Source organism: Deinococcus arboris, from assembly GCF_009755355.1.
GTDB classification, from domain to species: domain Bacteria; phylum Deinococcota; class Deinococci; order Deinococcales; family Deinococcaceae; genus Deinococcus; species Deinococcus betulae.
In genome coordinates, this window is sequence record NZ_WQLB01000006.1 from 113547 (window position 1) to 139055 (window position 25509).

A 25509-nucleotide genomic window follows, 5' to 3' on the forward strand; every position below is an offset into this window, starting at 1 on the left:
GAGAAATCAGTGGAATGGCGATGGCAGCCAGCGCGAACAGAATTTCCATACGGTTAGTGTGCCTGCCGGTCGCGCCGCCCAGATGACCTGACCTTCAGTCAGCGTAGAGCCGAGCTTGAGCTGAGGTAAAGCTGGCCTTCAAGGTGTCGTCAGGTCAGAGGAGAGTGCTTCACCACGTCTGTCCCTCCACCCGCCCTAGACTGACCGCGCTGCTGTCTGCCCGGAGACTCAGGGTTTTGGGGCCGCTCGTGACGGCCTGGAAATACACGGTGATCGTTTGCCCGGCGCTGATGGCCTGCTGTACGCTCTCGCCGTTAAAGGCCACCGTGACCAGTTGGCTGTTCTGAGAGCTGTTAGAGGTCACCAGGAACTTGTATTTCGCGTTCTGGGTGGCGTTCACCTCGAAGCTGCGGGTGGTGCCGCTGGCTATGCTGCCCGCTGAGGTCGTTACGGTGCCGGGAATGTTGACCGTGCTGCTGCCTGCGCTGGTGGTCACACTCAGCGGCGTGGTCAGGCCTGACCCGTTGCCCGCCGCATCGACCGCCCGCACCTGAAAACTGTAGGCCGTGCTGGGGGCCAGGCCCGTCACCGTGAAACTGGTGCCTGTGGGGGTGCCCACCACGGTGCCACTGCGCAGGACCTCATAGCGGGCCACGCCGACGTTGTCGGTGGAGGCGCCCCAGGTCAGGCTGACCGACGAACTGGTCTTGGCCGGGCTGCTGAGGGTGCCAGGGGTCGTGGGCGCCGCCGTGTCTCCTCCACCACCGCCGCCGCACCGGGTGCCGAAGCCCGTGTTGGTCAGCCCTGTGCAGAACGCCGTACGGGTCTGGGTGTACTTATCCAGCTGGGCGTTGTTGTACCAGTCCTCGTCGTAGCGGAACCCGCCCTGGCTGTTGTCGGTGTCAGTCACGCTGTAGGTCTGGCCGTAATACCCGTCCCAGCCGTAGCGCAGGTCCGTGTTCATATACACGACGGCCTTCACCACACCCGACAGGTCCACGTTGCCTGCCACCCCCAGGTATTCGGGCAGTGGCCCGTTGTACGACACCAGCCGGAACAGGCGGTTGACCCAGAGGGTCATGTCGCTTTCCGACTCGGCGCCGCTGGCCTGTTGCCCGGCTGCAAAGTTCATGGGGGCTGTTTCGCTCAGAATCATGGGTTTGCCGTTGTCCTTGGCAAACTTCATCATGGCCAGCACGTTGGCGTCGAGGTCAAAGTTGGCCTTCACGGCGCTGCCGTTGCTGGCCCGCACGTAGTTGATGCACTGCTTGGCGGCCGTATCATAACTGCGGCCCACCTCGCCGTTGTAGATGGTGTTGTTCACGATGCTGGTGCCGTTGTTGGCCACGTAGCGGTTGTAGATGGGCAGGCAGAGTTCGTGGTTAAAGACGCTCAGGCCAATCCAGTCCACCCAGGCGGCGCCGGGATACATCTCGCGGAACACGCCGCGCACCGGATGGTAGATAAAGCCCACGTTGCCCCCTGTGACCTTGCCTGCCACGTAGCTGGCGATGCTGTTAAAGGCGCCCTTGTAAGCCAGGCATTTCAGGGCCGAACCGGTCGCTTGATAGTCCTCGCAGTGGTAAAAGGGGCTGACCTCGTAGTCCAGGCGCAGCAGAAATTTGGTGCCGGGCCGCGCGTTGATATAGGCAATCAAGGGGTCAAATTTGGCCAGCAGCCCTGCGTCGCGGTTGGCCAGGCTCTGCGTGACTCCGCGTGAGATGCTGGCCTTTAAGTTCTCGTCTCCACCGTTGTAGCCAGGCGGGTTGTCTTTCCAGCTTACGCCCACCTGCACGTATTTGCCGCCTCTGGTGGCCAGGAAATCGGCAAATTCGCGGTGGAGGTTCACCAGCGAGCCGCCAAGGTTGCCCTTGTTAAAGTCCGCCGAGCGCAGTTCGTAGTACACGCTGCCGCCCGCCGCTTCCTGTCCCACCTTCTGCCAGTCGGTGTAGGTGTTCTTGCTGGATTGCCCAATAAGCAGCAGGCGGCCAGACGCTGGCGCGCCCACACCCTGCCCCCGGAGCGCGGCCTGGGGTGAGGTGGACGGGGTCGGGGCTGGACCCGAGCAGGCCGCCAGCACCCCCAGCAGCCCAGCGGCCAGCCATATGTGAAGTCGCTTCATGGGTTCCCTTTGCGGCCACGCGAGTGGGGGCCTGCCCCGCCGCTGAGCAGGCCCGGTGAATGCGGAGGTTTTATACGGACTCCGATTGAATCGCTTGCAAAAGCGATTTAATCCGAGCGGAGCGAGGGGGAGAAAAACGGGTTCCGGGCGTGGAGCTGGCATATCGGCTCTTTTCCGATTTGTCGGCGGAACAGACGGAATCCGTATTAGGCTGCCTTTACCACGTCTGGGCGTCCACGCGACCGATGCTGACGGCGCCGCTGTCGGCCCGGATGCTGAGCGTCTTGTTGCCGCTGGTCACACCCTGGAAATACACCGTGTTGGTGCGCCCGGCGTCGATGGCCTGCTGCACGGTCTCGCCGTTAAAGGACACCGTTATGAGCTGGCTGTTCTGCGAACTGGTCGAGGTCACCAGGAACTTGTACTTGGCGTTCTGGGTGGCGTTCACGGCGAAACTGCGGGTGGTGCCGCTGGCAATGCTGCCTGCCGAGGTGGTTACAGTGCCGGGAATGGCCACCGAGCCGCTGGCCGCGCTGGTCGTCACGCTGATGGGCGCGTTGAAGGCCGAGGCGTTGCCAGCGGCGTCCACTGCGCGCACCTTGAAGCTGTACGCGGTGCTGGCGCTCAGGCCCGTGGCCGTAAAGCTGGTGCCCGTGCTGGTGCCGGCCAGGGCATTGTTGACGTGAATTTCGTAGCGGGCCACGCCGACGTTGTCGGTGGAGGCGCCCCAGGTCAGGTTGACCGACGAACTGGTCTTGGCTGGGCTGCTGAGGGTGCCGGGGGTCGTGGGCGCCGCCGTGTCTCCCCCACCACCTCCGCCCCCGGTGCCGCTGCCCACCACAAACTGGTACTGACCGTTGTTGATGCGGCTCAGCCAGTTGTTGCGCACAGTGGCGTTGACCCCCAGACGGCTGTTGCCCCACTCGCCCTCGGCGCAGCCGCCCTGAATAGCCCCTGACGGACTGAGGCTGCACTGCCAGTGGCTGTACGCCTCCCAGTCGTCGTTGATATAGGCCACCGCGCGGATATCGTTGCTGTTGGCCTCAATGAAGTTGAAGAAGGGAGCGTACCACTCGTTCCACACGGTCTGCCCGGTCAGCCCAGTGCGGGTGGGGCGGCCCACCTGCTCGAACTTCACCTGACCATCGGCGGCCAGGGTGTAACCGCGCGGAGTGGACTCGGCAATCATGATGGGCTTGCCTTTGCCCTTGAGGTAATTCACGACGTTCTGTACAGCGGTCAGGCCGTTGCTGCACGTCTGATTCTGGTCAAAGACAGAAATGCCCGTCCAGTCCACGTTGCTGCTGCCGGGCCACCACTGGTCGTAGTAGGCGGCCAGGTTGCCTCCCACTGGTCCCTGCCCGTTGCTGTTGCTGCCCGTGGGGCTGATGGGCTGACTGCCGGCCAGCACGCCGCCGTCGCACCACGCGGCCAGCTGCCACACCAGGGCGATGTTGCTGGCGCCCTGCCGCCCGATCTCGGCCTTGAACCAGCTCCAGACGGTCTTGTAGGCGTCGGGCCAGTACCCGTTCCAGGGGCCTTCCGCCTCGTAGCCCAGGCGCACGAAGACCGGGCGACCACTGTTTTTCAGGTCGGTGATGATGCTGCGCATGTTTTGCAGCAGCTGCGTGCCCACAGGGGCGCCGTCGATACTGTTCTGAATGTTGCCCTGCCACGGCTTGCTGGGGTCAATGGCCTTGGCAATGTCCGTGTCGTAGGCCTGCCCCATCCAGATGCCCACGGCCAGCGCCTGCTGGGCGTTCGTGTCGTTTTTGGCGACGGTCAGGTCCTGGTTGCCGTACCCGGAGGCGTACCACGCAGGCGTGTTGCCCCCCGTGAAGCCAGAGGTTTGGAGGGCCGGATTGACATACAGGGTCACCCCTGCGTATTTGCCGGGATAGGTCTGGCTGTAATTGGTGATGCCGTCGGTGGTCTGGCCAGACATCACCATGATGCCGTTGCCAGTAAATTTGCCAGTGACAGCCTGCGCCCGGAGTGCGGCGGAGGCGGACGGTTCGGGCACCTGGCCCTGAGGCGCCTGCGAGCAGGCCGAGAGGAGCAGGGTGGCGCTCAGCAGACGTAAAGCAGTAGGCAGACGGGACATAACCCTCCTGTGCAGCAGACAGAGGCTCAGGGCCGCTGGCGACACACAGGCGCGCCGCCTCTGACCCATCTAGAGACCGGAGGCACAGGCCAGCCCATGCCCAGTTAGTAATTGTTTCTAACGTTGGTCATCATGCTCAATCTCCTCTTCCCTGTCAAGCCTTGAGGCCACAGGAAAGGGCTTGTGAAATGAGTTTGTTGCAGAGGAATGAGTGGAGTGTCGGACGGACTCCCTCTTTCTAGTTAGTTACTCTGAATTACTAATAGAGTTTCTTCTTTTCAGTTAAGGTGCACCGGCTCAATCAGCGGAGCAGGCCACATCACATTCACCTGTGCCACTGATACGCCACAAGACGCCTCTGCAAATTGAGCTGGCTAGTGAGGCACACCTCTGAGCCCTATCGGGCTGGCCTCTCCCCTCTCTGCCTCAGGTTTCCTGTGGAATCAGCTCACGTCGCCCTGCCGCTCAAGTGCAACGCTCGGCTGTCAGGTGACAGCGCACACCGTCTGCTCTGATTGGCAGGCGGTGTGGTTATATCTTTTTGACAGCGCTGAACTTCCCCCCTTAAAGGAGTTTCAGTGGGGATACCCGTGTGGCCAGCACCGCCGGGGGCAGTGCGGCGGCAAGGCCAAAAGGAAGCAGCAGCAAGACCCGCGACACCAGGGGCCAGGTCAGCTGTGGCGGCGCCAGCGTGAAGCCCAGGTGGGTGCCCAGCACCTGCCCGCCCGTCAGGCTGAGGATGAGGGCCAGCCCGATGCCTAATCCCACCCCCAGCAGGACCGTTAACCCAGTTTCAAACAGCACCAGCAGGAAGACCACGCGCCGCCCCGTGCCCAGCACCCGCAGCAGCGCCACCGTGCGCTGACGTTCCACGCCAGACGTGTACACGCTGAGCCAGACGGTCAGGGCCGCAATGCCCAGCACCAGCAGGGCCAGCGCCGCGTAGGCCGCCTGCCCCTGAACCAGCATGTCGCGCGCTTGAGCAAACACCTGACCCGGAAAAACGGCCATCGCGTCCTGCCCGGCATTGATGCGCTGCGCCGCTACGTAGATGCCAGACAGCTGCTCTGCGGCATACAGCACGGCGGTGACCTCTCGTTCGCTGGAGGCCGCGCTGTGGACTTCCCAGACTGTTTCTATGGGGGTCAGCACCGCTCGGTCCACGGGCCCACCTGTGGGAGCCAGGATGCCCGTGACTGTATACGGTTCGTCATGGGCCTCGTCGTGCGCTTCTTCCTCCTCGGGCCCGGTCAGACCGTGTGTGCCGGTGAACGTGTCACCGACGCGCAGACCCGCCTCGCGCGCGGCGCGGGCGCCCAGCACGGCGTCATGTTCTTTCGCAAACAGGGTGCCCTGAGTCAACCTGAAATAGGGTGGGTCGGCCGGCCGCTTCCGTTGGTCAAAAAAGGCGGCGGAGGTGCCCACGATGGGAAAGCCCTGATAAGTGTCCCCCAGGGCAATCGGCACCGCGCGCCGGGTGCCAGGGGCGTCGCGCAGGGCCGTGTAGACCCGCTCTGGCATGTTGCCGGTCGGGGCATCCAGGTAAAAGAGGCTGCTCATCACCGCCTGGGTGCTGCTGCCGGGCGCCGCCACCAGGAGGTCGAAGACCTGGGCCGCGTCCTGCGCCCCGCGTTCGACCTGGCGGGTGACTAAGGGCACCACCAGCGCGGTGGCGGTGGCCAGCGCCACGGCCAGAACGGTGATGACCAGCGCCCCCCAGCGGGCGCGCACACTGCGCAGCACCGTCCACAGGGCCAGGTTCATGCGCCGCCCACCTGGGTCAGGTCAAGGCGCCCCGGCAGCAGCGCCGCCACCTGGGGGTCGTGGGTGACCAGAATCAAAGTGGCGCCCAGCTCTGCCGCTGTGCCCAGGAGCAGTGAGGCGGCGCTGGCGGCCCGGTCCCGGTCAAGGTGGGCGGTGGGTTCATCGGCCAGCAGTAGGCCCGGCCGGTGCGCCACGGCGCGCGCCAGGGCCACCCGTTGCCGCTCGCCCGTCGAGAGCTGATGGGGGCGGTGGTGCCGCCTGTGGCCCAGCCCCAGCTGAGTCAGCGCCTGTTCGGCCAGTGCCCCTGGCCGCTTCAGGCCGGTAACTCGCACCCCAAGTTCCACATTTTCCTGGGCGGTCAGGCCAGGCATCAGGTGAAAATCCTGAAAGACGTAGCCTACGGCGCGCCGCCGAAACTGGTCGCGGCGCGGCGCAGACGCGCGCGTCAGGTCAAAGTCGCCGTGCTGGACCTGCCCCGACAGGGGCGTCAGCAGACCGGCCAGCACATGCAGGAGGGTGGTCTTCCCTGTTCCACTGGGGCCGGTGACGGCCAACTGGGTGCCAGCCGGCAGGTGCAGGTCGGGGTAACGCAGCGTCACCTCGCGGCCGTGCTGAACGCAGAGCTCACTGACTGTCAGGGCCTGGGGCTGGTCCATCACGGCGCCGTCATCCGCTGGTGGTGACGCCATCGGCGTACAGGCGCACGAGGCTGACGAAACCGGTGTCCTCGTCTTTCTTGACCCCGATGTCCAGCCGGCCCGTGATCTGGAGTCCCCTGGTCGTCGGCTCCAGTTCGCGCCCCCTGGGCATGATGACCAGCACGATATCGGCGGGCCAGTCGGCGGCGGTGGTGCAAAACGGGCAGGTACTCATGGGCTGTTTGGTCAGCACGAAAAAATCGAGTCTGGGCTTGAGGGGCGGCGCCATATAGCCGCTCATCTGCACCTTCTGGCCCTGGAGGCCCTTGAGTTTGTCGCTGTATTCCGCGCCTCGCACGGTCACGCGGCCATACAGTTCACTGAATTTCAGCAGCGGGACACCCGAGCGCGCCCCAGCGCCGGGGGCCCACAGCAGCACAGGCACGGCCCCCAGCAGGCGGACAAAAGTACGGCGGTTCAAAGGTCACCTCGAATCAGAAGGAATGGACGTTGCCCCTCAATTCAGCACGGCTGAATCAGGGGCACGTCAGATGCGTGTGGGGCGCGGCCAGGTGTAGGCTGCGCCACCTGGGTCAGCGGGTGCGGGTGGCGTCCAGGCCCAGGGCGCGGGCCATGGAGAAAAAGAGGTCCGTCTGGTCCATCATCCCAAAGAAGTTCTCCGAGCCGGGGCCGAAGGCAAAGAGAGGCAGGGGGTCGGCCGTGTGGACGCCCTGGTTGGCGCTGGGTGGCAGGTTGCCGGTGCGGGTGACGGCGCCTTCCTGGCACAGTTTGGGGTTGGGCAGGAAACCGGCCGCCGCGCCGGTCTGGCCGTTGCTAACCGTGGGGTCCAGAAACACCCGGCGGCCCAGGTAGGTTTCACAGTAGTCGGGCACCGCCGCAAAGCCCACCGCGTAGGTGCGGCTGGTTTCGGGCAGGGGCAGTCCATTGGCATCCCGCTTGTCGCCGTAGGTGGGAAAGCCAGCTGCCTCGTAGACCCCGACGGCCTCGCGCTTGCCGGGTCCCTTGGCGGCGTCGTAGGTGCCGTAGACGCTGAGGGAATGGGCGTGGTCAGCCGTGACCAGCACCAGGGTATCGGGGTGGCTCTTGGCGTACGTCTTGGCCCACTCGACGGCCTTGTCCAGCTCCAGCACGTCCCAGATGGCCCGCTGCCAGTCCAGAGGATGCTCGTACTTGTCCACCATGCCGGCCTCGACCATCAGGAAAAAGCCGTTCGGGTTCTTTTCCAGGGTCTCGACGGCTTTCTTTGTGCTGTCCCACAGGTACGGCATGTCTTTAAAGTCACCCAGCGCCTCAGGCGTCTGGTACTGCGCGCGGTCCAGATAGCTGGGAATATTGTCGATGTTAAAGAGGCCAAACAGCTTGTTGCCGCCAGCGGCGTTCAGCTCGGTGCGGCTGCTGACAAAGGTGTAGCCCTGTTTCTGGCTGTCGGTAATCCAGTCGGTGGCGTCCTTGCGGCGGCTGCCGGGCGCTGTGCTGGGAATGAAGTCGCGGCTGCCGCCAATCAGCAGCACGTCGGGCTGCACGTCACCCTTAAAATACTGATCGGCAATGGCCTGGTAGTCCCCGCGGCGGCGGGTGTAAGAGGCGAAGGCGGCGGGCGTGGCGTCCACCCCGAATGCGCTCGACACGATGCCGATGCTCTTGCCCATGCTGCGCTTGACCATGGCGGTAATGGTCTCCACGCGGGGGTTGTCCAGCGAATCAGCGGTGTTGTCGGGGTAGACGTTCAGGGCGTTGACCTGAATCTTCTGGCCGGTGGCGATGCTGCTGGCCGTGTTGGCGCTGTCGGCCATCGCGCTGTCATAGGAACTGGTGGTGACGGTGGCCATACCGCTCAGGTCACTCATCATGGCGAGCTGGCCTGTGGCGTTGCCATTGGCCGGGTTGTAGGGATGGGCGACCAGGCGCGCCGCGTTCACGGTGTTCCAGCCCAGGCCATCCCCGATGAACAGGATGACGTTCTTGGCACGGGGGGCCACAACCGGCACTACGTACCAACGGGCGGTTTTGGTGACCTCACCGTTGGCATCGGTGTAGCGCACCTTCAGTTCGTGCAGGCCGGTCGGCAGACTCTGGCTGCGCAGCGTCCATTCGGCGCTGGTGGGCTTGCTGGTGGTGCGCACCAGGCCCTCGACGGGGCGGCCATCCAGGGTGACCGCCGCGTCCTTAAGCTCCTGCACATTCTCTGCTTCAATGCGCAGGTCAAAGCGCTGGCCGGGAACGAATTTGGCGCCGTCATACGGATAGATGCTGAGGCTAGCGGCCGAAGCCACAGTGCTGGCCAGAAGGGCAAGACCCAAAAGATATTTCATGACCTGTATTCGGACTCATGATTGTCATCCAGGTATCAGTCCAGATGACCTGAGCTCAAGGTCGGCTGATTCCTTTTCTCCCACCGTGAACGGTCTGCGTGTCACCGCGAGAGGCCAGCTGCTTCTTGGTCCTGCTTCGACCGGGCCTTTTATGCTGTGCGTGGCATGTCCACTTCTCCCCTGCCCCAGACCGATCTGCTGTGCGAGACGTATCACGCCGCGCTGGCCGCCACGGCGCCGGGCTTGCTACTGGCCCCATACCTGTCTGGCCGGTCACCTGACTTCATCCTCGCGGTGGGCAAGGCGGCGGCCCCGATGATGCGCGCCGCGCAGGAGGCTTTTCCCGCCGTTCCAGGGCTGCTCGTACTGCCAGATGGCGCGCCTTTGCCCCCACTCCCAGCGCAGGTAGAGGTGCGCCGGGCCGCGCATCCCCTCCCAGACGCACGCAGTGTCGCGGCGGCGCGGCTGGCCCAGGTCCGGCTGGGGGCGCTGACTGCTGACCAGGAAGTGCTGGCCCTCTTCTCTGGGGGTGCCAGCGCCCTGCTGTGCGCGCCGCGAGGGGTGACCCTGGCCCAGAAGGCCGCAGTCTGCACCGAGTTGATGCGGGCCGGCGCCGATATTCAGGCCCTGAACACGGTGCGGCGGCACCTATCCGACGTGAAGGGGGGCCGATTAGCAGCTGGCACCCGCGCCCGCGTGCGCGCGCTGCTGCTCAGTGATGTGGTGGGCGACGATCCCGCAATCATTGCCAGCGGGCCGGCAGTCCCTGACCCCACGACATATGCGGACGCCCTGGCCGTGCTGGACCGGTTTGCAGTGCCCGCCCCAGAGGTCAGAACCTATCTGCGGGCGGGCGCGCAGGGGCTGCATGAAGAGACGCCAAGTGTTTTGCCCAATGCCCACAGCACGGTGATTGGTAGGAACGGGACCCTCCTGCGGGCCGCGCAGGCTGCCCTGGAGTCGAAAGGGATACGGGCCATCATCCTGGGTGAGACCTTCACGGGTGAAGCGCGTGACCTGGCGGTCTGGCACGCCGCCGAAGTGCGCCGCGCCCAAGCCGAAGGAGTACCAGTGGCCCTCATCTCTGGTGGCGAGGCCACCGTGACCGTCCGGGGTGCTGGCCGCGGCGGCCGCAACACCGAATTTGCGTTGGCGCTGGCCCTGGCGCTGGGCGACGATCATGGCATATATGGCGTCTCAGCGGGCTCGGACGGGGTGGACGGCACTAGCGGTGGGGCGGGGGCCCTGCTGAGCCCGGACACCCTGCGCCGTGCCGCCACGCTGGGCCTGGACGCGCCGGGTGCCTTGGCGGCCAATGACTCAGGCAGTTTCTTTGCCGCCCTGGACGACCTGCTGGTCCCTGGCCCGACTGGGCAGAATCTCAACGACTTGCGCGTTTTGCTGGTGGAACCGGTCTAAAGTCGTCCCATTGCGGTGGGTAGGTAAAGGAGTGAGAGGCCAGCAGGTTGAAGAGCCGGGCTCAGTCTGGTCACCATCGGCCCATCATCCTGCCTTTCTTACATTGCTTCCAGACGGTGTTGCTGCCCCGGTCTCCTCCGGGTTGATGAAGGCAATTGCCGCACGTTGGGCTCCCTTCTGTCCGTCCATCCGTTTCGTGTCACAGCCTCACCTTTAGGAGACCCCTATGTCCTCTCTGCGCCCCTTCGTTCTGTCTCTCGCCGTGCTGACCACTGGCCTCATATCGGCCCAGACCTCTTCCGCTCCTCGCACCACCTCAGCACCGTCGCTCGCCACTCAACCCAGCACTCTAAGTGGCGACTGGACGGGCAAGCTGGACTGGATTGATATAGCGGCCACGTTCAAAGTGACGGGGGGGCAAGTGTCAGGAACATTCGTGATTGGTGGGCAAACTTATCCTGTGCAGGGCCGCTGGGACGCGGTTAAGGGCAGCCTCCTGTTTAGTGTGCAGCGAGCAGCGGGCAAAGCCAATGTGGCCCTGACGCTCAAGAATGGGCAACTGGTGGGCACATCGGTGCTGGGTGGGCAGTCTGACCCTGTGAAGTTGCAGCGGGTCGCCGCTGCGGTCAGCGCTCGGCCTACCCCTTATGTCCTGACAGGTGTCGTAAAGAACAGTGCGGGGCAGCCACTGGCCGGGGTCAAGGTTTTCGCCGACAACACGCTATACCACAACATGAATGCGCTGGCCACGACCGACGCGCAGGGCCACTACCGTCTTGAGCTGCCGCGCGAAGTCGGCACCTGGCGAGCAGGGGCCTATGTCCAGCGCCCCTACGGCGGCGGAATCTGGGAAAGCCGCCTGTATGCCGACAACGCTGCCGCCTTTTCTGGGGACCAGGGAGCTATTCGCAATTTCACCTGGCGTCTGACGGGTACGTCGGAAGAAGGACCTCTGGGCGGCACCGTCTGGGTTCATCCGGATTGGGCCGGTGTGGACTACGACACCAACGATGTCGAGCTGACACTGACACCAGTTGGACCGCTGCTGGACGGCAGTGTCGGTAAGGCAGTAACCTGGCGCCTGGGAGACGATTACACGCGTAAGGATGTCCCGGTGGGGACATATACCCTGACGGCCCGGCAGATCAGCTCCACCGGGCAGAAGCGGCCCATGCTTGTGAAATCGACCTACGACAGCAACAAAGGGCACTACGCGCCCTCAGTGACCGCTACTTTTCAGAACTCTGCTAAATACGGCATCCTGATGGAACTCGACATTGTGCTCAAATAAGCCAATGAGGTGAAGTGAAGCTGGAATGCACCTTGACCTTGCCTATTTTGGCCAGACAGCCCGAGGGAAGTCCATGCTTGTGGGTGGTGATGTTCAGAGCAGTGCGTTCAGAAGCCAAATTGCTTCAGGGCGTGTCATAGCCGATATTTCCTGGGACTCTGCGAAGAGTATCAGCGTTTTCATAGAAACACTCAGGTACGTCGAATGCGTTTCACCTCCGAACCCATGACAGTGGAAGGGGAGACCGATGCGGAAATCGGTCTGCCCTTTCATTGAGCGTATTTTGTGAGGCGTAGAGGTGATATAGCTGTCGCTATACGGAAATTTAAATTAGGGGCAACGCAGTCCTGCACGTTCTTTTGGCATCCTTTTGAAGTTGCTCGTCACGTGACGAGCAACTTTTTTTCAGCTCTTAAAACGCGCTGCAAGTGCAGTTGTGGCTCGGGACAGCAGGGTGACATCGGTGCCTACAGCCACGAACGAATAGCCCCATTCCAGGTAGGTGCGGGCCACCGCCTCATCAGTGGACAGGATGCCGGCTGCCTTGCCCGCAGCGCGAATCCGGCTTGCCGCATCACGAATGGCCCCTTGAACCTCTGGGTGGCCTGGCTGGCCCAATACCCCCATGCTGGCGGCCAGATCGGCGGGGCCGATAAAGACCCCGTCTACGCCGTCTACCGCCGCGATCTCGTCCAGAGCGGCCAATCCCGCGACTGATTCCACCTGTAGCAGCAGGCACACCTGCTCGTCTGCCGCCTGCAAATACGCTGCGTCACGGCCAAAGCCACTGGCGCGCGCCAGTGCGGCACCTACCCCCCGCACACCCTGCGGGGCATAGCGGGTGGCGGCCACCAGATCACGCGCCTGCTCGGCGGTCTCGACCATCGGAATCAGCAGGGTATGCGCGCCGATGTCCAGCAACTGCTTCATCAGGACAGCGCTGCCGACGGGCGGGCGCACCAGCGCCTGAACAGGGTAGGGGGCTATAGCCTGCAGCGCGGCCAGAGTGGACCGCACGTCATTGGGCGCGTGTTCGCCGTCTATCAGCAGCCAGTCGAACCCTGCGCCCGCGCATAACTCGGCGCTGTAAGGATCAGCCAGCGCCAGCCACAGGCCGATCAGGGGCTCGCCGCGTTTCAGGGCCGCTTTGAAGAGATTCTCAGCCACGGGCCACTCCACGCGCCTCGCCCGCAAAGCGGCAGGAGAAGGTGCCCAGCGGCCCATAATCGAAGGTGAAGACGTCCCCACTGGCAATGTCCACCGGACGGGTAAAGGAACCGGCCAGCACCAGTTCTCCGGCTTTCAGGCCCTCGCCGTGGGGGGCCAGGCGGCTGGCCAGCCAGGCGATGCCCGCCGCTGGATGACCCAGCACGCCTGCGGCCACCCCCGTCTCTTCAATCACCCCGTTGCGGATACACAGCGCCGCCGCCCAGCGCAGGTCCAGGTCGTCTGGTTTTATGGCGCGGCCCCCCACAATCACCCCCGCGTTGGCGGCGTTGTCACTGATGGTGTCGGTCACCCGGCGCGGCTTACCGGTGGCCCGGCTGATCCGCTCAATGCGGGCGTCAATAATCTCGGCGGCGGGGGTCACGTACTCGGTGGCCCGCAGGACATCAAACACGGTGACTTGCGGGCCTTGCAGGTCGGCTTTGAGAAGGAAAGCCAGTTCGACCTCCACCTTCGGGGCCACAAACCGCGACAGGGGAATGTCGCCATTGGGTTCAAAAAACATGTCGTCCAGCAGCGCGCCGTAATCCGGCTCGGTAATCTGCGAGGCCATCTGCATGGCGCGTGAGGTCAGGCCAATCTTATGGCCGGTCACGCACCGCCCGCCCGCTACCTTCTGCGCGACCCAGGCCCGCTGTACGGCGTAGGCGTCGGCAATGGTCATGCCGGGAAAACGCTCACTGAAAGGCGAGAGGGGCGTGCCGCTGGCCTCCGCCTCTTCAAGCTGGGCGGCGAGGGTCGTCAACTGATCGTCGGGAATACTACGGTGATCCTGGGTCATGGATATCCTTGTGGTGAGAAGGGAAGAGGGGCCGAGGAACTGTCCTGCCAAGTGTCCTGGCCCCTTTCTAAGCTGGTGGTATGCCTTCTGAACTGCGCCGAATCCGTCCTGGGTCGCCCGCCCGTCTCCTGCTGGCCGTGGTCAGTGCTGCCCTGCTGGGTGGAGCAGTAGGCGTTGGGCAGGCCCAGAGTGCCCCGGCGCCCACCCCGCGCGCCCAGAGTGTCAAGGCGACCACCACGCCAGGGACGGGGGCGACCTTTAGCGTGCAGGTGGTGCCGCTGCCGGCCGGGTTTCAGCACGCTTTTGCCCTGGCTTTGAACAACAAAGGGCACGTGCTGTTCGTGGCGCACAAGGGGACCGAGGCCCGCGCCAATGACAGCGACGTACTGCACCTGTGGACGGGCGGAACGCCAAAAGCGCTGGCACTGCCCAGAGGCTTCAAAACGGGCGAACTGGCTTCTTCGGTGGGCCGCTCCTGCCTGGCCGACGATGGGCGCATCGTCATGAATACCTTTTCGGAGCAGGCGGCGCTGCTCTACAGCGGTGGCCGCTTTACGCCCATCACCTTTCCTAACACTGACATTTTCATTCAGAACTGCGCGCCAGACCTGAGCGCTGTGGCCAGCGACCTGAACACGGGCCAGAGTTACCTGTGGCAGCCGGCAACGGGCGAGGTGCTGGAAGGCAACTTTGAAGGCGTGAACGACATCAACCGTGCCGGGCAATTTGTGGCTGACACCCATCTTCAGCGACCTGAAGTCACCTATAGTGTCAATCAGCAGCAGTGGCAGCCCAAATTCATCAATGACGCGGGCCTGATTCTGGGCGAAGACGTGGCCGGCGATGGCGCCAGCCTGTACCTCTGGCCCAAAGCCGATAAGCAGCCCAGCCAGGTGGCGCGCCCGGCCGGCACCGACGCGGTGTTTCCGCAGGACCTGAACGAGACGGGGCAAGCGCTCGTGGGCTACCTGAACGACCAGTTCATTTACACCCACGCCACCCGCACCTACCGGCCCATTCGCGTGGACGGCTGGACCCTTCAGGTGGTGCTGGCCCTGAACGAGCAGGGCTGGGTGCTGGCCCAGGCCACCCAGACAGGCCAGAAGGCCGTCAGAACCGTCCTCCTGAAGCCGAAATAACAGGCAGCGGGCGAGACGGACACCAGGGGCAAGCTTGCCCCTGGTGTCCGTCTCGCCGCGCCCAGTCCACATCCTCAGATAACGTGAACCGGGATTCCTGTCAGGTCGCCGTCTTTGGCGGGCACCACGCCGCCGTCAAAGGCTTCCAGGTCAGACGCTTCCTCGAACCAGCTGCGGGGGGTCTTGGCGCCCCACAGGGTCTGGCGGCGGGGATCGTCGCGTAGCCAGCGGATGGGTTCAAAGTCTGGGTCCACGGTGATGTAGTCACTCGTATACAGCTCGATGCGGTGGCCATCGGGGTCGCGGATGTACAGGAAAAAGGCGTTAGAGACGCCGTGCCGGCCGGGCCCCCGTTCAATGCGCTCGGGCTGACGCGCCCCGGCCAGAATGTCGCAGGTGCGGATGATGGCCGTGATGTCGGGCATCCAGTAGGCCCAGTGGTGTAGCCTCGGCCCGGCGCCGTTGGTCAGGGCCAGGTCGTGCACCCCGCCCCGGCGCTGAATCCAGGCGGCCCAGTAGCGTTCCTGCTCGTCCACGGTGTATTCGGAGAGACGGAAGCCCAGGGTGTCCATGTACCAGCGCATGGTGCGCTCGACATCGGGCACCATCACGTTCACGTGGTCCACGCGTTGCAGGCCCGGCCCCCGGTGCAGGTGGTAGTCCTGTAGCCGCCACGGGTGCTTGGTGCTCTGGTGGTAAAAGGCCACCGGGATGCCAAAGGGGTCTTGCATCCGCAGGAGGCGCGGGCGGTCCAACTCCTCTTCCCAGCGCCACTGCAGGCCTTCTCGCTCGGCCAGGGCCACCAGCGCGTCCAGGTCGGCCTCGCCGCCCACACGGTAGGCCAGGTGCCGCACGCGGGCGTGATCTTCCTGGACCAGCTTCAGGGTCCACTCGCGGTCCTCTACCCCCCGCAGGTAGAGGGCGCCGGCTTCCTCATGCAGTACGTGCATGCCGAGAAGATCCACGTAGAATTCGCGGCTGGCCTCCAGGTTTTTCACGGTCAGGACGGCGTGGGCAATCCGGATCACGTTTGGACGGATAGGGGAGAGGTCAGTCATCAGCGGCCACCCCCTCGGGCTGCGCGGCCTGATTCAGGAACGCCTGAATCCGCTCGACATAGGGCTGCTTGTTGTACACCTCGTACAGGGCCGAGTGCATCCGCACGGGGTCACCGAAGAAGAACTTCTCGTACAGGCTCTGGCGTCCGCCGAAGGAACTCATGGACATGTCCCAGGCAAGGCGGAAGAGCTTCAGGCGCTCGTCGGCGCTGGCAGCCCCGGCTTGCAGGTACTTCTGGATTTGCGGGCCCAGTGGCCCCTCGCGGTCGGCCTTGCTGGGCATCATGATGATGCCGCTGGCGCCCAGCAGTTGCAGCAGTTCGGGTAGGCGGGCGTACACGGCCGGGTAGTAGTTGCGCGCGGCGTCCAGTGGACCGCGGGCCGGGGTCATTACGCCGTTGGCGTTGGGCTGGGCACCCGCCACAGCGGCGACCTCCAGGGCCTTCATAATTTCCAGCATCACGATGATTTCTGCGACCTTGCTCTGCACGTGCTGAAATTGCCCGGAGCCAATCGCGTTCACGATGGCCTGCGCGGTCCCCAGGAAAGCTTCCGTCTTGGCCACTTTCAGATTCACGACCTGATAGGCCATGTGCAGCACGGCCTCGGTGCCGGCGTAGGCCTTGTTGGCCAGTTCCACGTCGTACAGCAGGAACACCCGCTCCCAGGGCACCAGCACATCGTCGAAAATCACGAAGGCGTCCTGCTCGTCAAAGCGGCTGCCCAGCGGGTGGTCTTCGGGGTCACGGCCGATATCGAACGGCTCGCGGCACTGGAACGACAGGCCCGGCGCGTTGCAGGGCAGCGCGAAGCCCATCGCGTAGCGGCTCTTGTCGGCGTTTTCCTTCAGCACGGTGGAGGGAAACACCAGAATCTCGTCGGCAATCGGCAGGGTGGCCATCATGCGGGCGCCGCGCACGATAACGCCTTCCTCGGTTTCTTCCACCACGCCCAGCGCGATGTAGGGGTCGGGCATCTCGCTGGCCTGCTTGGCGCGGTTGACCTGCGGATTGGTCAGCGCGTGCGTGAGGCACAGGTCGTTGTCACGCACAAACTCAAAGTAGCGGCGCATGTTGGCGGCAAAGTCCCGCTTCTCATCGCCTGCCACGCTGGCGCTGCACGCACTGAAATACTCAGCGCCCGTGCCGGCGGCCATGACGTTGGCATTCATGTAGTCCGGCGCGCGGCCCAGGAAGCCCAGGGCGTAATTGGCACGGACGCGGTGCGCCTCACCAATCCTGGCCAGGTCCTCTTTGGTGCGCGGCACCATAAAGGAGGTCGCATAGCGCTGGCCGTTCTCCTCAAAGGTGAGCAGGTCGCGCCACTGCGGCTGGTGTTGCAGGTCGTACAGGCCAGCCAGGCTGTGGGCCATGTTGCGGGTGGCGGGGTGGGTGGTGGGGTCGGTAACCCGTTCCCCGTCAATGTAAAGGGTCGGCGGATTGTCGCGCAGACGGTCCAGAAACTGCTGGCCAGTGATGGCGCCCATACGTGTTAGCCTTCCTTTCCGGCCAGGCCGGTGTAGTGTGAATCCACGAAAATGCCGCCCTGGCGCTGCTCGGTGATGTCGCTGTGGTCGTCGTGAAGGTGTTCAACTTCTGCCGCGTAGGCTTCGGCGTCGTCCTGCGGTGCGTAGCCCAGCACGTCCCAGCCTTCGGGGGTCATCCAGCGCCGCGTATTGCCGCTGATGCCCGCCACCACCAGGAAACCTACGTCCGGCGCGGTCACGGCGCGGGCAAACAGCTGCGCGGCGTCACGCGGCGAGAGCCAGGTGGACAGGTGCCGGGCATCTTTCGGCTGCGCCTGAAACGAGCAGATGCGCACACTCACAAATTCCAGGTTGTAACGGTCGAAATACATGCGGCCCAGCGCTTCACCAAACACTTTGCTGACGCCGTAGAAGGTGTCGGGCCGCACGGGCACCTCTGGCCCAATCGGCTCGCGGGGGTAAAAGCCCACCGTATGAATGCTGGAGGCAAAGGCCACCCGCCGCACGCCGGCCTGCCGCGCCGCTTCCAGCACATGGTAGGTGCCGTCCACGTTCACGTCGCGGATACGCTCGTAAGAGTGTTCGTTGGCAATGCCGCCCAGATGAATCACGGCGTCCACGCCCTGCATGGCCTTCAGCACCGCGTCAAAGTCAGTCAGGTCGGCGGGGGCCAGCTCCTCGCCTGCCCCAGCTTCACCGAGGTCGCGGTGATCCGAGAGGCGCAGGGTGTAGTCGCCCGCCGGCAGGAAGTCGCGCAGCTGCTCACGCAGGGCCGTGCCGACCTCTCCCGCCGCGCCAGTGATCAGGATGGTGGTCAAGCGTCCGCCTCCTCCTTGGTGATGGTCGGCGCCTTGCCGACGCCCAGCCGCGCCGTCTTGTGCGTGCCCAGCGAGACGGCAATATTTTTCGTTTCCATGTAGAACTCGAAGGAATAGTCGCCGCCGTCCCGACCGATGCCGCTGTTCTTGACGCCGCCAAACGGCGTGGGCAGGTGACGCACGTTTTCACTGTTCACCCAGACCATGCCCGCCTGCAGGCCCTGAGCAAAGCGGTGGGCGCGGGTCAGGTCATTGGTCCACAGGTAACCGGCCAGGCCATAGCGTACGTCGTTCGCCAGCGCCAGGGCTTCGGCCTCGTCGCTAAAAGGAATGGCGGTCAGGACCGGCCCAAAAATCTCTTCCTGGGCGATTTTCATCTCGTTGCGCGCACCCGTAAAGAGGGTGGGGGAGACGTAGTTTCCGGCCTCACCCAGGCGCTTTCCGCCCGCCGCAATAGTCGCGCCTTCCTGCTGAGCCGTGTCAAAGTACGACAGCACCTTGTCAAAGTGACGCGGGTGAACCAGCGGGCCTATCTCGGTTTCGGGGTCCAGGGGGTCGCCCACGCGAATGTTGCGCGCCCGCTCGGCAATGCGGGCGGTGAACTCGTCGTAAATCCCCTCCTGAATCAGGACGCGGCTGGAGCTTGTGCAGCGCTCGCCATTCAGGCTGTAGATCATGAACACCACAGCGTCCAGGGCCTTGTCGAGGTCGGCATCGTCGAACACCACGACCGGATTCTTGCCGCCCAGCTCAAAATGCACGCGCTTCAGGGTGTCCGCGCCCTGCCGCATGATGTGGCTGCCGGTGGTCGTCTCCCCCACAAAGGCAATCGCCTGAATCAGTGGATGTTCGGTCAGGGCCTTGCCTGCCCCTTCCCCGAAGCCGTGGACAAGGTTATGCACGCCCTTAGGCAGCCCCGCCTCGTCCATGATTTCGGCCAGCAGGGTCGCCGTCACCGGGCTCCACTCGGCTGGCTTGTGGACTACGGTGCAGCCGGCGGCCAGCGCCGGGGCGATTTTCCAGGTGGACAGCATGAACGGGGTGTTCCACGGGGTAATCACGCCCACTGGGCCAATCGGCTGGCGCAGGGTGTAATTGATAAAGCCAGGTGCAGGGAGGCTCTGGCCGTCTTGCGCCGACGGGGCGCGGTCGGCGTAGAAGCGGAAGTTCTCGGCGCCGCGCGTGGCCGCCGACTTCATGAAGCGGATGGCCTGCCCAGTGTCCATGCTTTCCAGCACAGCAATTTCCTGGGCACGCTGCTCGATCAGGTCTGCAATGCGGTGCAGGATTTTGCGGCGCTCGGCCCCACTCACTTCCTTCCAGGTCTGAAAGGCGTCGTGGGCGGCGCGGGCGGCGCGGTCAATGTCGGCGGCGTCTCCTTCAGCCACCGTGACCAGGCGCGTGTTGTCGGTCGGCGAGTGAGCGTCGAAGGTGCGCCCGCTCTGGGCCTCCACCCACTGCCCACCGATAAAGTGCCGCAGCCCGCCCGAGAGGCGCGAGTCCCGCAGCTGTCGGGCCAAGTCGTGGTTGGGATGGGTGGCTTCGGAAAGGGTCATCTGGACTCCTTAGAGGCTCTGCGCTGAAATCGTTTGAACAAACGGGTTCATCCAAGCAGAGCGAGAGGGAGAAAGCGGGTTCAGGGCGCGGAGTTGACCTGTCGGTTCTGTGCCGTTTGAGGAAACGAAGCAGACAGCGTCCGTCCGTCTCAGGGTTGGGGAAGGCTGAGGGAATAGGCGTGGAACAGCTCGGTCTGCACGACCTTGTCACCCTGGCGCACCGTCAGGCGCATCAGGGGCCGGGGGGAGAAGTCGCCGCGCGCCACGGTGTAGGTGTACCCGCCGGCCGTGAACTCGTAGCCCCAGCCGGTTTCGGTGCCAAAATCCACCGGGCGGCCCCCCGTGACGTAGACGCCCGGTGTGCCGTCGAAATTGCGGGTAGCGTAGGTCACGCGGTCGCCCTGCTGCCAGATGATGACGGCGCGGCGGTCGGTGGCGCCCAGAAACGCCGCCTGCGGCACATAGCGGCAGCGGTGAGTCACGTCCCCCAGCTTGAATTCATTGACGTGGGTCATGCGGTAAGCAGGGTCGCGCACGTTCTCGACGTTGCTGGTATGGAGGAAGCCCTCAACGGTCGTCCCACCACTTTTCCAGGACAGAGGGGTGTAGACCTGCCCAGCGCCGGGGTCGGGGTCGCCCACCGTCACCGGGAAGGCGCGCACAGGGCCCAGGCTTTTGGCCTGCTTGTCACGCACGGTCAGGGTGGCCTGTCCGCTCTGGAGGGTGGTCAGCGTGATCACCGCGTTCGGGGCTTCACACCACGCCAGCAGCGGCTGGGCAGCCTGGTCCCCGAGTTGCAGGGTGGACTTCATGTCGTAACCGGCCGCCGAGGCCAGGGCAAAGACGCTCAGGAGGGCAGTGCAGAAAATAGTCTTCATGCCCTGAGGCTGCGCCCCCCACATGAGGAGGCGTGCAGGAGGCGCTGACGCCCCGCACATGTTCAGCGCCCGTCCCACTCGCCTTCCTTGCTCTCCTGGCCCGTGATGGGGTCGGCGCCCTCATCCTCTTCCTGAATGTCGTTCTGCAAGATGCCCAGACCCTCAACTTCCAGTGTCATCACGTCGCTGGGGCGCACATGCGAAATGCCCTTGGGCGTGCCTGTCAGAATCACATCGTCTTTTTGCAGGGTCATGAAGCGGCTGATGTGCTCGATCAGTTCGGGAATCGAGAAAATCATGTCGCTGGTGCTGCCTTCCTGCCGCAGCTCGCCGTTCACGTGGGCGGTCAGGCGCAGGTTGTGGGGGTCGGCAATCTCGTCGGCGGTGACGTAATACGGCCCCAGCGGCCCGAAGGTGTCCCAGCCCTTGCCGCGCATGGGCGGCCGGAAGGTGTTGGTCACGTAGTCGCGCACCACCAGGTCGTTGCCGATGGTGTAGCCGCCCACGTAGTCCATCGCGTCTTTGGCTTTGACGCGGCGGACGTCGCGGCCGATGATCACGCCCAATTCCACCTCGTAGTGCATGAACTGGGCGCCACGCGGGTAGATCACGGTGCCGCCGTGGGGCAGCAAGGTGGTGTTGGGCTTCCAGAACAGTGCGGGTTCCTTGGGCTGGGTCAGTCCCAGTTCTCCGGCGTGGTCGTTGTAGTTCAGGGCCAGGGCAATGACCTTGGGCGGGTCCACAGGCAGACGAAACTGCACCTGTGCGGGGTCATGGGCCACGCCAGCGGCATCAATGAGCTGGCCTTCGTGCAGGTGACCGTTCAGGGCGCGGCCTCCGGCGATAAAACGGGCGTATTTCACGGGGAACTCCTGTGGGGAAAAGCGAGAGGATTCTTCCGTCAGCATAGGCGCGGCCTGGACGGCGGCAGGTGTCGGCTTCCACAGCGGCTCGGCGCCGGGGTGTAGATTGGCACAATGGCCCAGGAGCGAGACGACCCGGCCTCAGCCCTGCCAGGGTTGCTGGCGCATCCGGCCTTGGGTGCGGCCCTGACGGCGTTACAGGCGGCGGCGGTCTCTGCGCTTCCAGAGACAGCCTTGGTGGACCAGGCCGTCCACTGGACCGGCGGCTACGCCGAGATTCGTGCCAGCTGGGGCGATGTGGTGGCCAGTGCTGGGCGGGCCGCTGGACCCCTGACCACGCAGCGCCTCGAACACGCTGGGCGTCATGTGGGCACCCTGGTGACTGGCTTTCCGACCGACTGGGTGGGCCTACAGACGGTGCTGGCGGGCTACGCCCTGCTGGCCCGCTTACAGGCGGCCGCCGCGGGGGCGGCGCGTCGGCGGGTGGGCGAACGGGCGCTGGACGCCCTGCTGAGTGGCCAGGACGCTCGCCTCCCCGGTGATGGTCCCTTTGCTCTGGCCGCCGCTGTTTTTGCCGGGCCAGAGACAGCGGCGCTGAGCGCCCAGAAACGAGAACAGGCGCTGGACGTGCTGGCGGGGGCCGGCGAGGGATACTTTCAGGAGCGGCGTTTGCTGGGGCACTCGACCGTGCGTGGTGACCTGGCCGTGTGGCTGTGGCGCAGCCTGGACCTGAACCGCGAGACCCAGGAATTGCGCCTGGCCCTGGTGGCCTCTGCCGGCCGGAGTGTGCGTCTGGGGGTGAGTGCCCGCAGCGCCGAGGACGCGCGCAGCGCCGCTGTGGGCCGCGCGTTCAGGCAGGCTCGGCAGGCCCTGCGCTCGGTGGCGACTGGGGGCGGCGCCGCCCTGTTTCAGCAGATGGACCCCCTCTCGCACCTGCTAGACAGCGGCGCTCTGAGCACGGTGCGCGAGCAGGTGCAGCTTCAGCTGTCGGCCCTGGGTGACGGCGGCCGGGTTGAGGGCACCCTCCGGCGTTATTTGGCCTGCGGCGGTACCCTGACCACCCTGGCCCAGGAAACGGGCTTACACGTAAACACCGTCCGGGCTCGCCTCAAGCGTGCCGAGGAAGCCCTGGGGGCACCGCTGCATGACCCGGCCCTGCTGGCCCGCTTATACCTGGCTTTTGCCAGCACGGAAACGTCAGGGGATGAGCTGGAGTTGGGGTCGGGATAGAGTGCTGTACGCATAAAATCGGGTCCGTGTTAAGTTGCTCGTCACGTGACGAGCAACCCAGGAGATGGGACAATCCACCGGGCTTCGCGGCAGGTCGGGTCATAAAGCTGGTTCCGATGCCTAACCTGATCGGTTCTGGCAACTTAACCTCGGTGAGGCCAGCGAAGCAGGGCGGTGGATTGATGGCTTCGTCTGAGAGCGGCCGGGATGGTAGTCCGGGTGTGGCGGTGGATGTTCGAGACTCAGGCGTGTAGGGCGAGGAATTCTGCGTCGGTTTTCGTCGTTTGCAGCCGAGCTGAGCACGTTCCTGCTGCCGAGTCGGTCGATGGGCGTGCAGGGTCAGGTTGTTGCAGCGGGTGGTAGAGACAACCTGAACGTGCTCCACACCGTGGTGCACGGGCAGCTGACGCAGCGCCGCCCCGTCGCTCCACAGCTTGTCGGTGTGAATGGCCTCTGGAACGCGATACTCACCGAGCAGACGCATGAGAAATAACCTGGCTGCCTCGATATCTCGATGTTCCTGAATGAGGGAGTCGAGTATGGCCCCGTCTTCGTCGACCGCGCGCCACAACCACTGCTTGACCCCACCGACCTTGACTTAGACCTCGTCGAGATGCCAGCGGGGTTCCCGGTGACGCAGTGCTTCGGTGAGGAGCGGCGCGCACTTGATGGTCCACTGCCGGAGGGTTTCGTGACTGACCTGGATACCGCGCTCGTGGAGCAGTTCCTGCACGTCATGCTGGCTTAGGGGGAAACGGTGGTAGAGCCGCAGGGCGTAGCCGATGACGCTCAGAGGACAACAGTGGTGGGAGGGCTTTCGGTCACAGCTCACCAGCCTCCCGAGCTTAAGTTGCCAGAACCCTAAATACTCAATTTGCCAGAACTATCGGGACTGATCGGTCTTGTGAGGCCCGGCAGTCAAAGGAGCGCAAAGTGAGTCATTTTTGGACATGACGGTTCGTTCGCGGCAGGGTGTAAGGCACGACCTGGAATAGATCATGAGGCCTTTGCTGCTTGTGTCCCGAACATCGGCCCATCACCACCACTTAAGGGAAGCTTTAGCCTCGCCTCAACCTCGCAGACTTGCGGCATCAGACTGTTTTGTTGGTCGTTAGGCTCCTCAAGGTCTGCCTGAGACATGCATCGACGTTTTGACTGTCGGTGGCTGCCACTTTTGAAAGGTGGATTCATTTCTGTTGAGGTGCACTTATGAATGTAAAAAGTCACGCATCTGTTTTTCTTGCCGTTTCTCTTCTCGTCTCCTCGTGTGGACAACAGGTCTCGCCGGAGTCGAGCTCAGATCTCACTGCACAGAAGAACGACAAAGGCCCATCAAACACCAGCTGGCTTTCTTCTCAAATGACGGCTGCAGAGCGTCAAGCCCAGGATTTCGATAGTGCCCTTGCAAAACTTGCAGAGCAGTATCCAAACTTTGCAGGATATACGATGGACGAACAGGGTGCCGTCATCATGCGTCTGGTCAAACACAGTGGCGACCTGCCTGGCCAACGTGTCGGGCAAATTGCCAAGGCCCTCAAAGAACTGCTGGACTCACACAAACTTACGCCGACATTTTACACCGAAGACGGACGCGCGGTGAAGGTCAAGCGGGTTAAACCCGAATTCATTGAGGCGAAATACAATTTCCTTGGACTCTACAAGGGGAAGATCAAGGCAAGGAGCCAGTTGCTGGCCAAAGGATACGCCGTCTCCTCCTATATTCGCGACAGCGATGGCGTCTTGGTATTTACCGCAAGCGGGCCAGAGAAACTCGAAGCCTTGAAGCAGACGGTGGCCTCACTCGGCTATCCTAACGATATGGTTGAGTTTCAGGTCAGCGATCTGAAGCCGCAACTGGATGTCGAGAGTCGCTTCGATCCTCCCCTGGGCGGAGTGAGAATTAGAGATATCAACAATACGGTGTCGTCCGGCTGTACCCTCGGTACGAACGTCCGTTACACGGGTACGGCGAACGGGATCACCAATCCCCAGGGCTTCCTCACGAACAGGCACTGCACTCCCTTCCCAGGTCAGTACGACAACTATGCGTTTACTCAGGGGGGTGTTCGGATTGGCAAAGAGGCCGTCGATCCTCGTCTCATTCAGGCCGACACGCCCGGGTGCTCGGACGATGAGACGGGCGATACCGTCTCTTGCGTGCGATCTGACGTCATTTTCGCCACCTATGAAGTGGCCTCCAACATCGGCCGGATCGTTCGGCCGTTCGAGTCCAACGGTCAAAAGACCGTCGGGGGAACGTTTACAGCCCCAGACGCCTACACGGTCACAGCCGTGACCGGTATCCCGGCCGTTGGGTCGTTCTTGACCAAGGTGGGTGCAACGACGGGCTGGACCAAAGGAAGAGTGGTCGACACGTCCATTGACGTTACCATCACGTCTTTGGGAGGCCAGCGGTATACCGTGTTGGATGGTGTAGAGGTCAACAGCACCAGCGCGTATGTTATTTCTGCCGGTGGCGACAGTGGTTCTCCATGGTTCGTTCGGGATGGGCAGAACCCGTCCAACTACAATGTGCAACTGGCGGGGATTCACTTCGCCGGTGATGGTCAGTCTCGCGCCGTTTTCTCGCCCATTGAAAATATTCGCCAAGACTTCGTCGGTCTCGGAAGCCTCACCTTCTGCAATACCGTGGGACAACCTTGTAGCTAATCTTTAGAGATTTCAACGGTACGTGGTCAGTCATGACGACATCATGACTTCAGGGAGATTGATCAGGTGGCGGGGGCAGCGGCAAGCATCTCCAGAGCATCTTCCCCTAGCAGAGCAAGACCGAAGCGCCTG

Annotated in this window: 19 protein-coding genes and 1 pseudogene; 5 read left to right on the forward strand and 15 right to left on the reverse strand. The window is 63.8% G+C overall.

Going from position 1 to position 25509, the window contains the following annotated elements; translation table 11 throughout:
- Window positions 1-169: 169 nt before the first annotated feature.
- The 6 genes from GO986_RS22560 to GO986_RS06530 all read right to left on the reverse strand — a co-directional run bounded on the left by GO986_RS22560 (window position 170) and on the right by GO986_RS06530 (window position 8961).
- Window positions 170-2122 carry a fibronectin type III domain-containing protein gene (locus GO986_RS22560; RefSeq protein WP_198170449.1) on the reverse strand — a complete coding sequence of 651 codons (1953 nt, stop codon included), beginning with the start codon at window positions 2120-2122 and terminating at the stop codon, window positions 170-172.
- Window positions 2123-2339: 217 nt separating this feature from the next.
- Complete coding sequence (locus GO986_RS06510; protein WP_157458471.1) at window positions 2340-4226, reverse strand: fibronectin type III domain-containing protein; 1887 nt, start codon at window positions 4224-4226, stop codon at window positions 2340-2342.
- 564 nt (window positions 4227-4790) lie between these two features.
- Window positions 4791-5990: an FtsX-like permease family protein gene (locus tag GO986_RS06515; RefSeq protein ID WP_157458472.1), complete on the reverse strand. Its 1200-nt coding sequence runs from the start codon at window positions 5988-5990 to the stop codon at window positions 4791-4793.
- Entirely contained in the window at window positions 5987-6646 is a 660-nt protein-coding gene (locus tag GO986_RS06520) for an ABC transporter ATP-binding protein (RefSeq protein ID WP_157458531.1), read from the reverse strand. Before GO986_RS06520 ends, GO986_RS06515 begins: the two co-directional genes overlap by 4 nt.
- 10 nt (window positions 6647-6656) lie before the next feature.
- On the reverse strand, window positions 6657-7109 hold the full coding sequence (locus GO986_RS06525; RefSeq protein ID WP_157458473.1) for a hypothetical protein: 453 nt from the start codon (window positions 7107-7109) through the stop codon (window positions 6657-6659).
- A gap of 112 nt (window positions 7110-7221) precedes the next feature.
- The gene (locus GO986_RS06530) at window positions 7222-8961 is read right to left on the reverse strand and encodes an alkaline phosphatase (protein WP_157458474.1); all 1740 of its coding nucleotides are present in this window, start codon (window positions 8959-8961) and stop codon (window positions 7222-7224) included.
- Window positions 8962-9126: 165 nt separating this feature from the next.
- Here GO986_RS06530 and GO986_RS06535 point away from each other — a divergent pair, with 165 nt between their 5' ends.
- Window positions 9127-10380 (forward strand): glycerate kinase type-2 family protein, encoded by a 1254-nt coding sequence (locus tag GO986_RS06535; protein WP_157458475.1) that lies wholly within the window; start codon window positions 9127-9129, stop codon window positions 10378-10380.
- A gap of 226 nt (window positions 10381-10606) precedes the next feature.
- Window positions 10607-11671: a carboxypeptidase-like regulatory domain-containing protein gene (locus GO986_RS06540; RefSeq protein ID WP_157458476.1), complete on the forward strand. Its 1065-nt coding sequence runs from the start codon at window positions 10607-10609 to the stop codon at window positions 11669-11671.
- Window positions 11672-12076: 405 nt separating this feature from the next.
- Here GO986_RS06540 and hpaI read toward each other — a convergent pair whose 3' ends face one another.
- Together hpaI and hpaH are read right to left on the reverse strand one after the other, a co-directional pair.
- Window positions 12077-12838, reverse strand: coding sequence for a 4-hydroxy-2-oxoheptanedioate aldolase (gene hpaI / locus GO986_RS06545; RefSeq protein ID WP_369409202.1), 762 nt, complete (start codon window positions 12836-12838; stop codon window positions 12077-12079).
- Window positions 12831-13679: a 2-oxo-hept-4-ene-1,7-dioate hydratase gene (gene hpaH, locus GO986_RS06550; RefSeq protein WP_157458478.1), complete on the reverse strand. Its 849-nt coding sequence runs from the start codon at window positions 13677-13679 to the stop codon at window positions 12831-12833. The genes hpaI and hpaH overlap by 8 nt, the downstream gene beginning before the upstream one ends.
- Window positions 13680-13759: 80 nt before the next feature.
- Between hpaH and GO986_RS06555 the strand changes: the two genes are divergently transcribed.
- Window positions 13760-14818, forward strand: coding sequence for a hypothetical protein (locus GO986_RS06555; RefSeq protein WP_157458479.1), 1059 nt, complete (start codon window positions 13760-13762; stop codon window positions 14816-14818).
- Between the two features lie 74 nt (window positions 14819-14892).
- Here GO986_RS06555 and hpaD read toward each other — a convergent pair whose 3' ends face one another.
- From hpaD to GO986_RS06585, 6 genes are all read right to left on the reverse strand, one after another.
- Complete coding sequence (gene hpaD, locus GO986_RS06560) at window positions 14893-15876, reverse strand: 3,4-dihydroxyphenylacetate 2,3-dioxygenase (RefSeq protein WP_157458480.1); 984 nt, start codon at window positions 15874-15876, stop codon at window positions 14893-14895.
- Window positions 15869-17362: a 4-hydroxyphenylacetate 3-monooxygenase, oxygenase component gene (gene hpaB, locus GO986_RS06565; protein WP_157458481.1), complete on the reverse strand. Its 1494-nt coding sequence runs from the start codon at window positions 17360-17362 to the stop codon at window positions 15869-15871. The genes hpaD and hpaB overlap by 8 nt, the downstream gene beginning before the upstream one ends.
- A 5-nt stretch (window positions 17363-17367) precedes the next feature.
- Window positions 17368-18180 carry an NAD-dependent epimerase/dehydratase family protein gene (locus GO986_RS06570; protein WP_157458482.1) on the reverse strand — a complete coding sequence of 271 codons (813 nt, stop codon included), beginning with the start codon at window positions 18178-18180 and terminating at the stop codon, window positions 17368-17370.
- A complete protein-coding gene (gene hpaE / locus GO986_RS06575; protein ID WP_157458483.1) occupies window positions 18177-19736 on the reverse strand; it encodes a 5-carboxymethyl-2-hydroxymuconate semialdehyde dehydrogenase in 1560 nt (519 codons plus the stop codon). Before hpaE ends, GO986_RS06570 begins: the two co-directional genes overlap by 4 nt.
- Window positions 19737-19885: 149 nt before the next feature.
- Entirely contained in the window at window positions 19886-20614 is a 729-nt protein-coding gene (locus GO986_RS06580) for a hypothetical protein (RefSeq protein ID WP_157458484.1), read from the reverse strand.
- Window positions 20615-20676: 62 nt separating this feature from the next.
- Entirely contained in the window at window positions 20677-21477 is an 801-nt protein-coding gene (locus GO986_RS06585) for a fumarylacetoacetate hydrolase family protein (protein ID WP_369409203.1), read from the reverse strand.
- 114 nt (window positions 21478-21591) lie between these two features.
- On the opposite strand from GO986_RS06585, the gene GO986_RS23360 reads away from it, so the two are divergent.
- Window positions 21592-22707 carry a helix-turn-helix domain-containing protein gene (locus GO986_RS23360; RefSeq protein ID WP_157458486.1) on the forward strand — a complete coding sequence of 372 codons (1116 nt, stop codon included), beginning with the start codon at window positions 21592-21594 and terminating at the stop codon, window positions 22705-22707.
- Between the two features lie 143 nt (window positions 22708-22850).
- On the opposite strand, the pseudogene GO986_RS06595 reads toward GO986_RS23360, so the two are convergent.
- Window positions 22851-23539, reverse strand: a pseudogene (locus GO986_RS06595) (IS6 family transposase).
- Window positions 23540-23916: 377 nt separating this feature from the next.
- Between GO986_RS06595 and GO986_RS06600 the strand changes: the two are divergent.
- On the forward strand, window positions 23917-25377 hold the full coding sequence (locus GO986_RS06600) for a chymotrypsin family serine protease (protein WP_157458487.1): 1461 nt from the start codon (window positions 23917-23919) through the stop codon (window positions 25375-25377).
- Window positions 25378-25509 lie beyond the last annotated feature (132 nt).

Coding starts and splice junctions, on each gene's coding strand:
- GO986_RS06540 (WP_157458476.1), top strand. CDS start 10,607: ATGTCCTCTCTGCGCCCCTTCGTTCTGTCTCTCGCCGTGCTGACCACT.
- GO986_RS06510 (WP_157458471.1), bottom strand. CDS start 4,226: ATGTCCCGTCTGCCTACTGCTTTACGTCTGCTGAGCGCCACCCTGCTC.
- hpaH (WP_157458478.1), bottom strand. CDS start 13,679: ATGACCCAGGATCACCGTAGTATTCCCGACGATCAGTTGACGACCCTC.
- GO986_RS06530 (WP_157458474.1), bottom strand. CDS start 8,961: ATGAAATATCTTTTGGGTCTTGCCCTTCTGGCCAGCACTGTGGCTTCG.
- GO986_RS22560 (WP_198170449.1), bottom strand. CDS start 2,122: ATGAAGCGACTTCACATATGGCTGGCCGCTGGGCTGCTGGGGGTGCTG.
- GO986_RS06515 (WP_157458472.1), bottom strand. CDS start 5,990: ATGAACCTGGCCCTGTGGACGGTGCTGCGCAGTGTGCGCGCCCGCTGG.
- hpaD (WP_157458480.1), bottom strand. CDS start 15,876: ATGACTGACCTCTCCCCTATCCGTCCAAACGTGATCCGGATTGCCCAC.
- GO986_RS23360 (WP_157458486.1), top strand. CDS start 21,592: ATGGCCCAGGAGCGAGACGACCCGGCCTCAGCCCTGCCAGGGTTGCTG.
- GO986_RS06600 (WP_157458487.1), top strand. CDS start 23,917: ATGAATGTAAAAAGTCACGCATCTGTTTTTCTTGCCGTTTCTCTTCTC.
- hpaE (WP_157458483.1), bottom strand. CDS start 19,736: ATGACCCTTTCCGAAGCCACCCATCCCAACCACGACTTGGCCCGACAG.
- hpaB (WP_157458481.1), bottom strand. CDS start 17,362: ATGGGCGCCATCACTGGCCAGCAGTTTCTGGACCGTCTGCGCGACAAT.
- GO986_RS06535 (WP_157458475.1), top strand. CDS start 9,127: ATGTCCACTTCTCCCCTGCCCCAGACCGATCTGCTGTGCGAGACGTAT.
- GO986_RS06520 (WP_157458531.1), bottom strand. CDS start 6,646: ATGGACCAGCCCCAGGCCCTGACAGTCAGTGAGCTCTGCGTTCAGCAC.
- GO986_RS06580 (WP_157458484.1), bottom strand. CDS start 20,614: ATGAAGACTATTTTCTGCACTGCCCTCCTGAGCGTCTTTGCCCTGGCC.
- GO986_RS06555 (WP_157458479.1), top strand. CDS start 13,760: ATGCCTTCTGAACTGCGCCGAATCCGTCCTGGGTCGCCCGCCCGTCTC.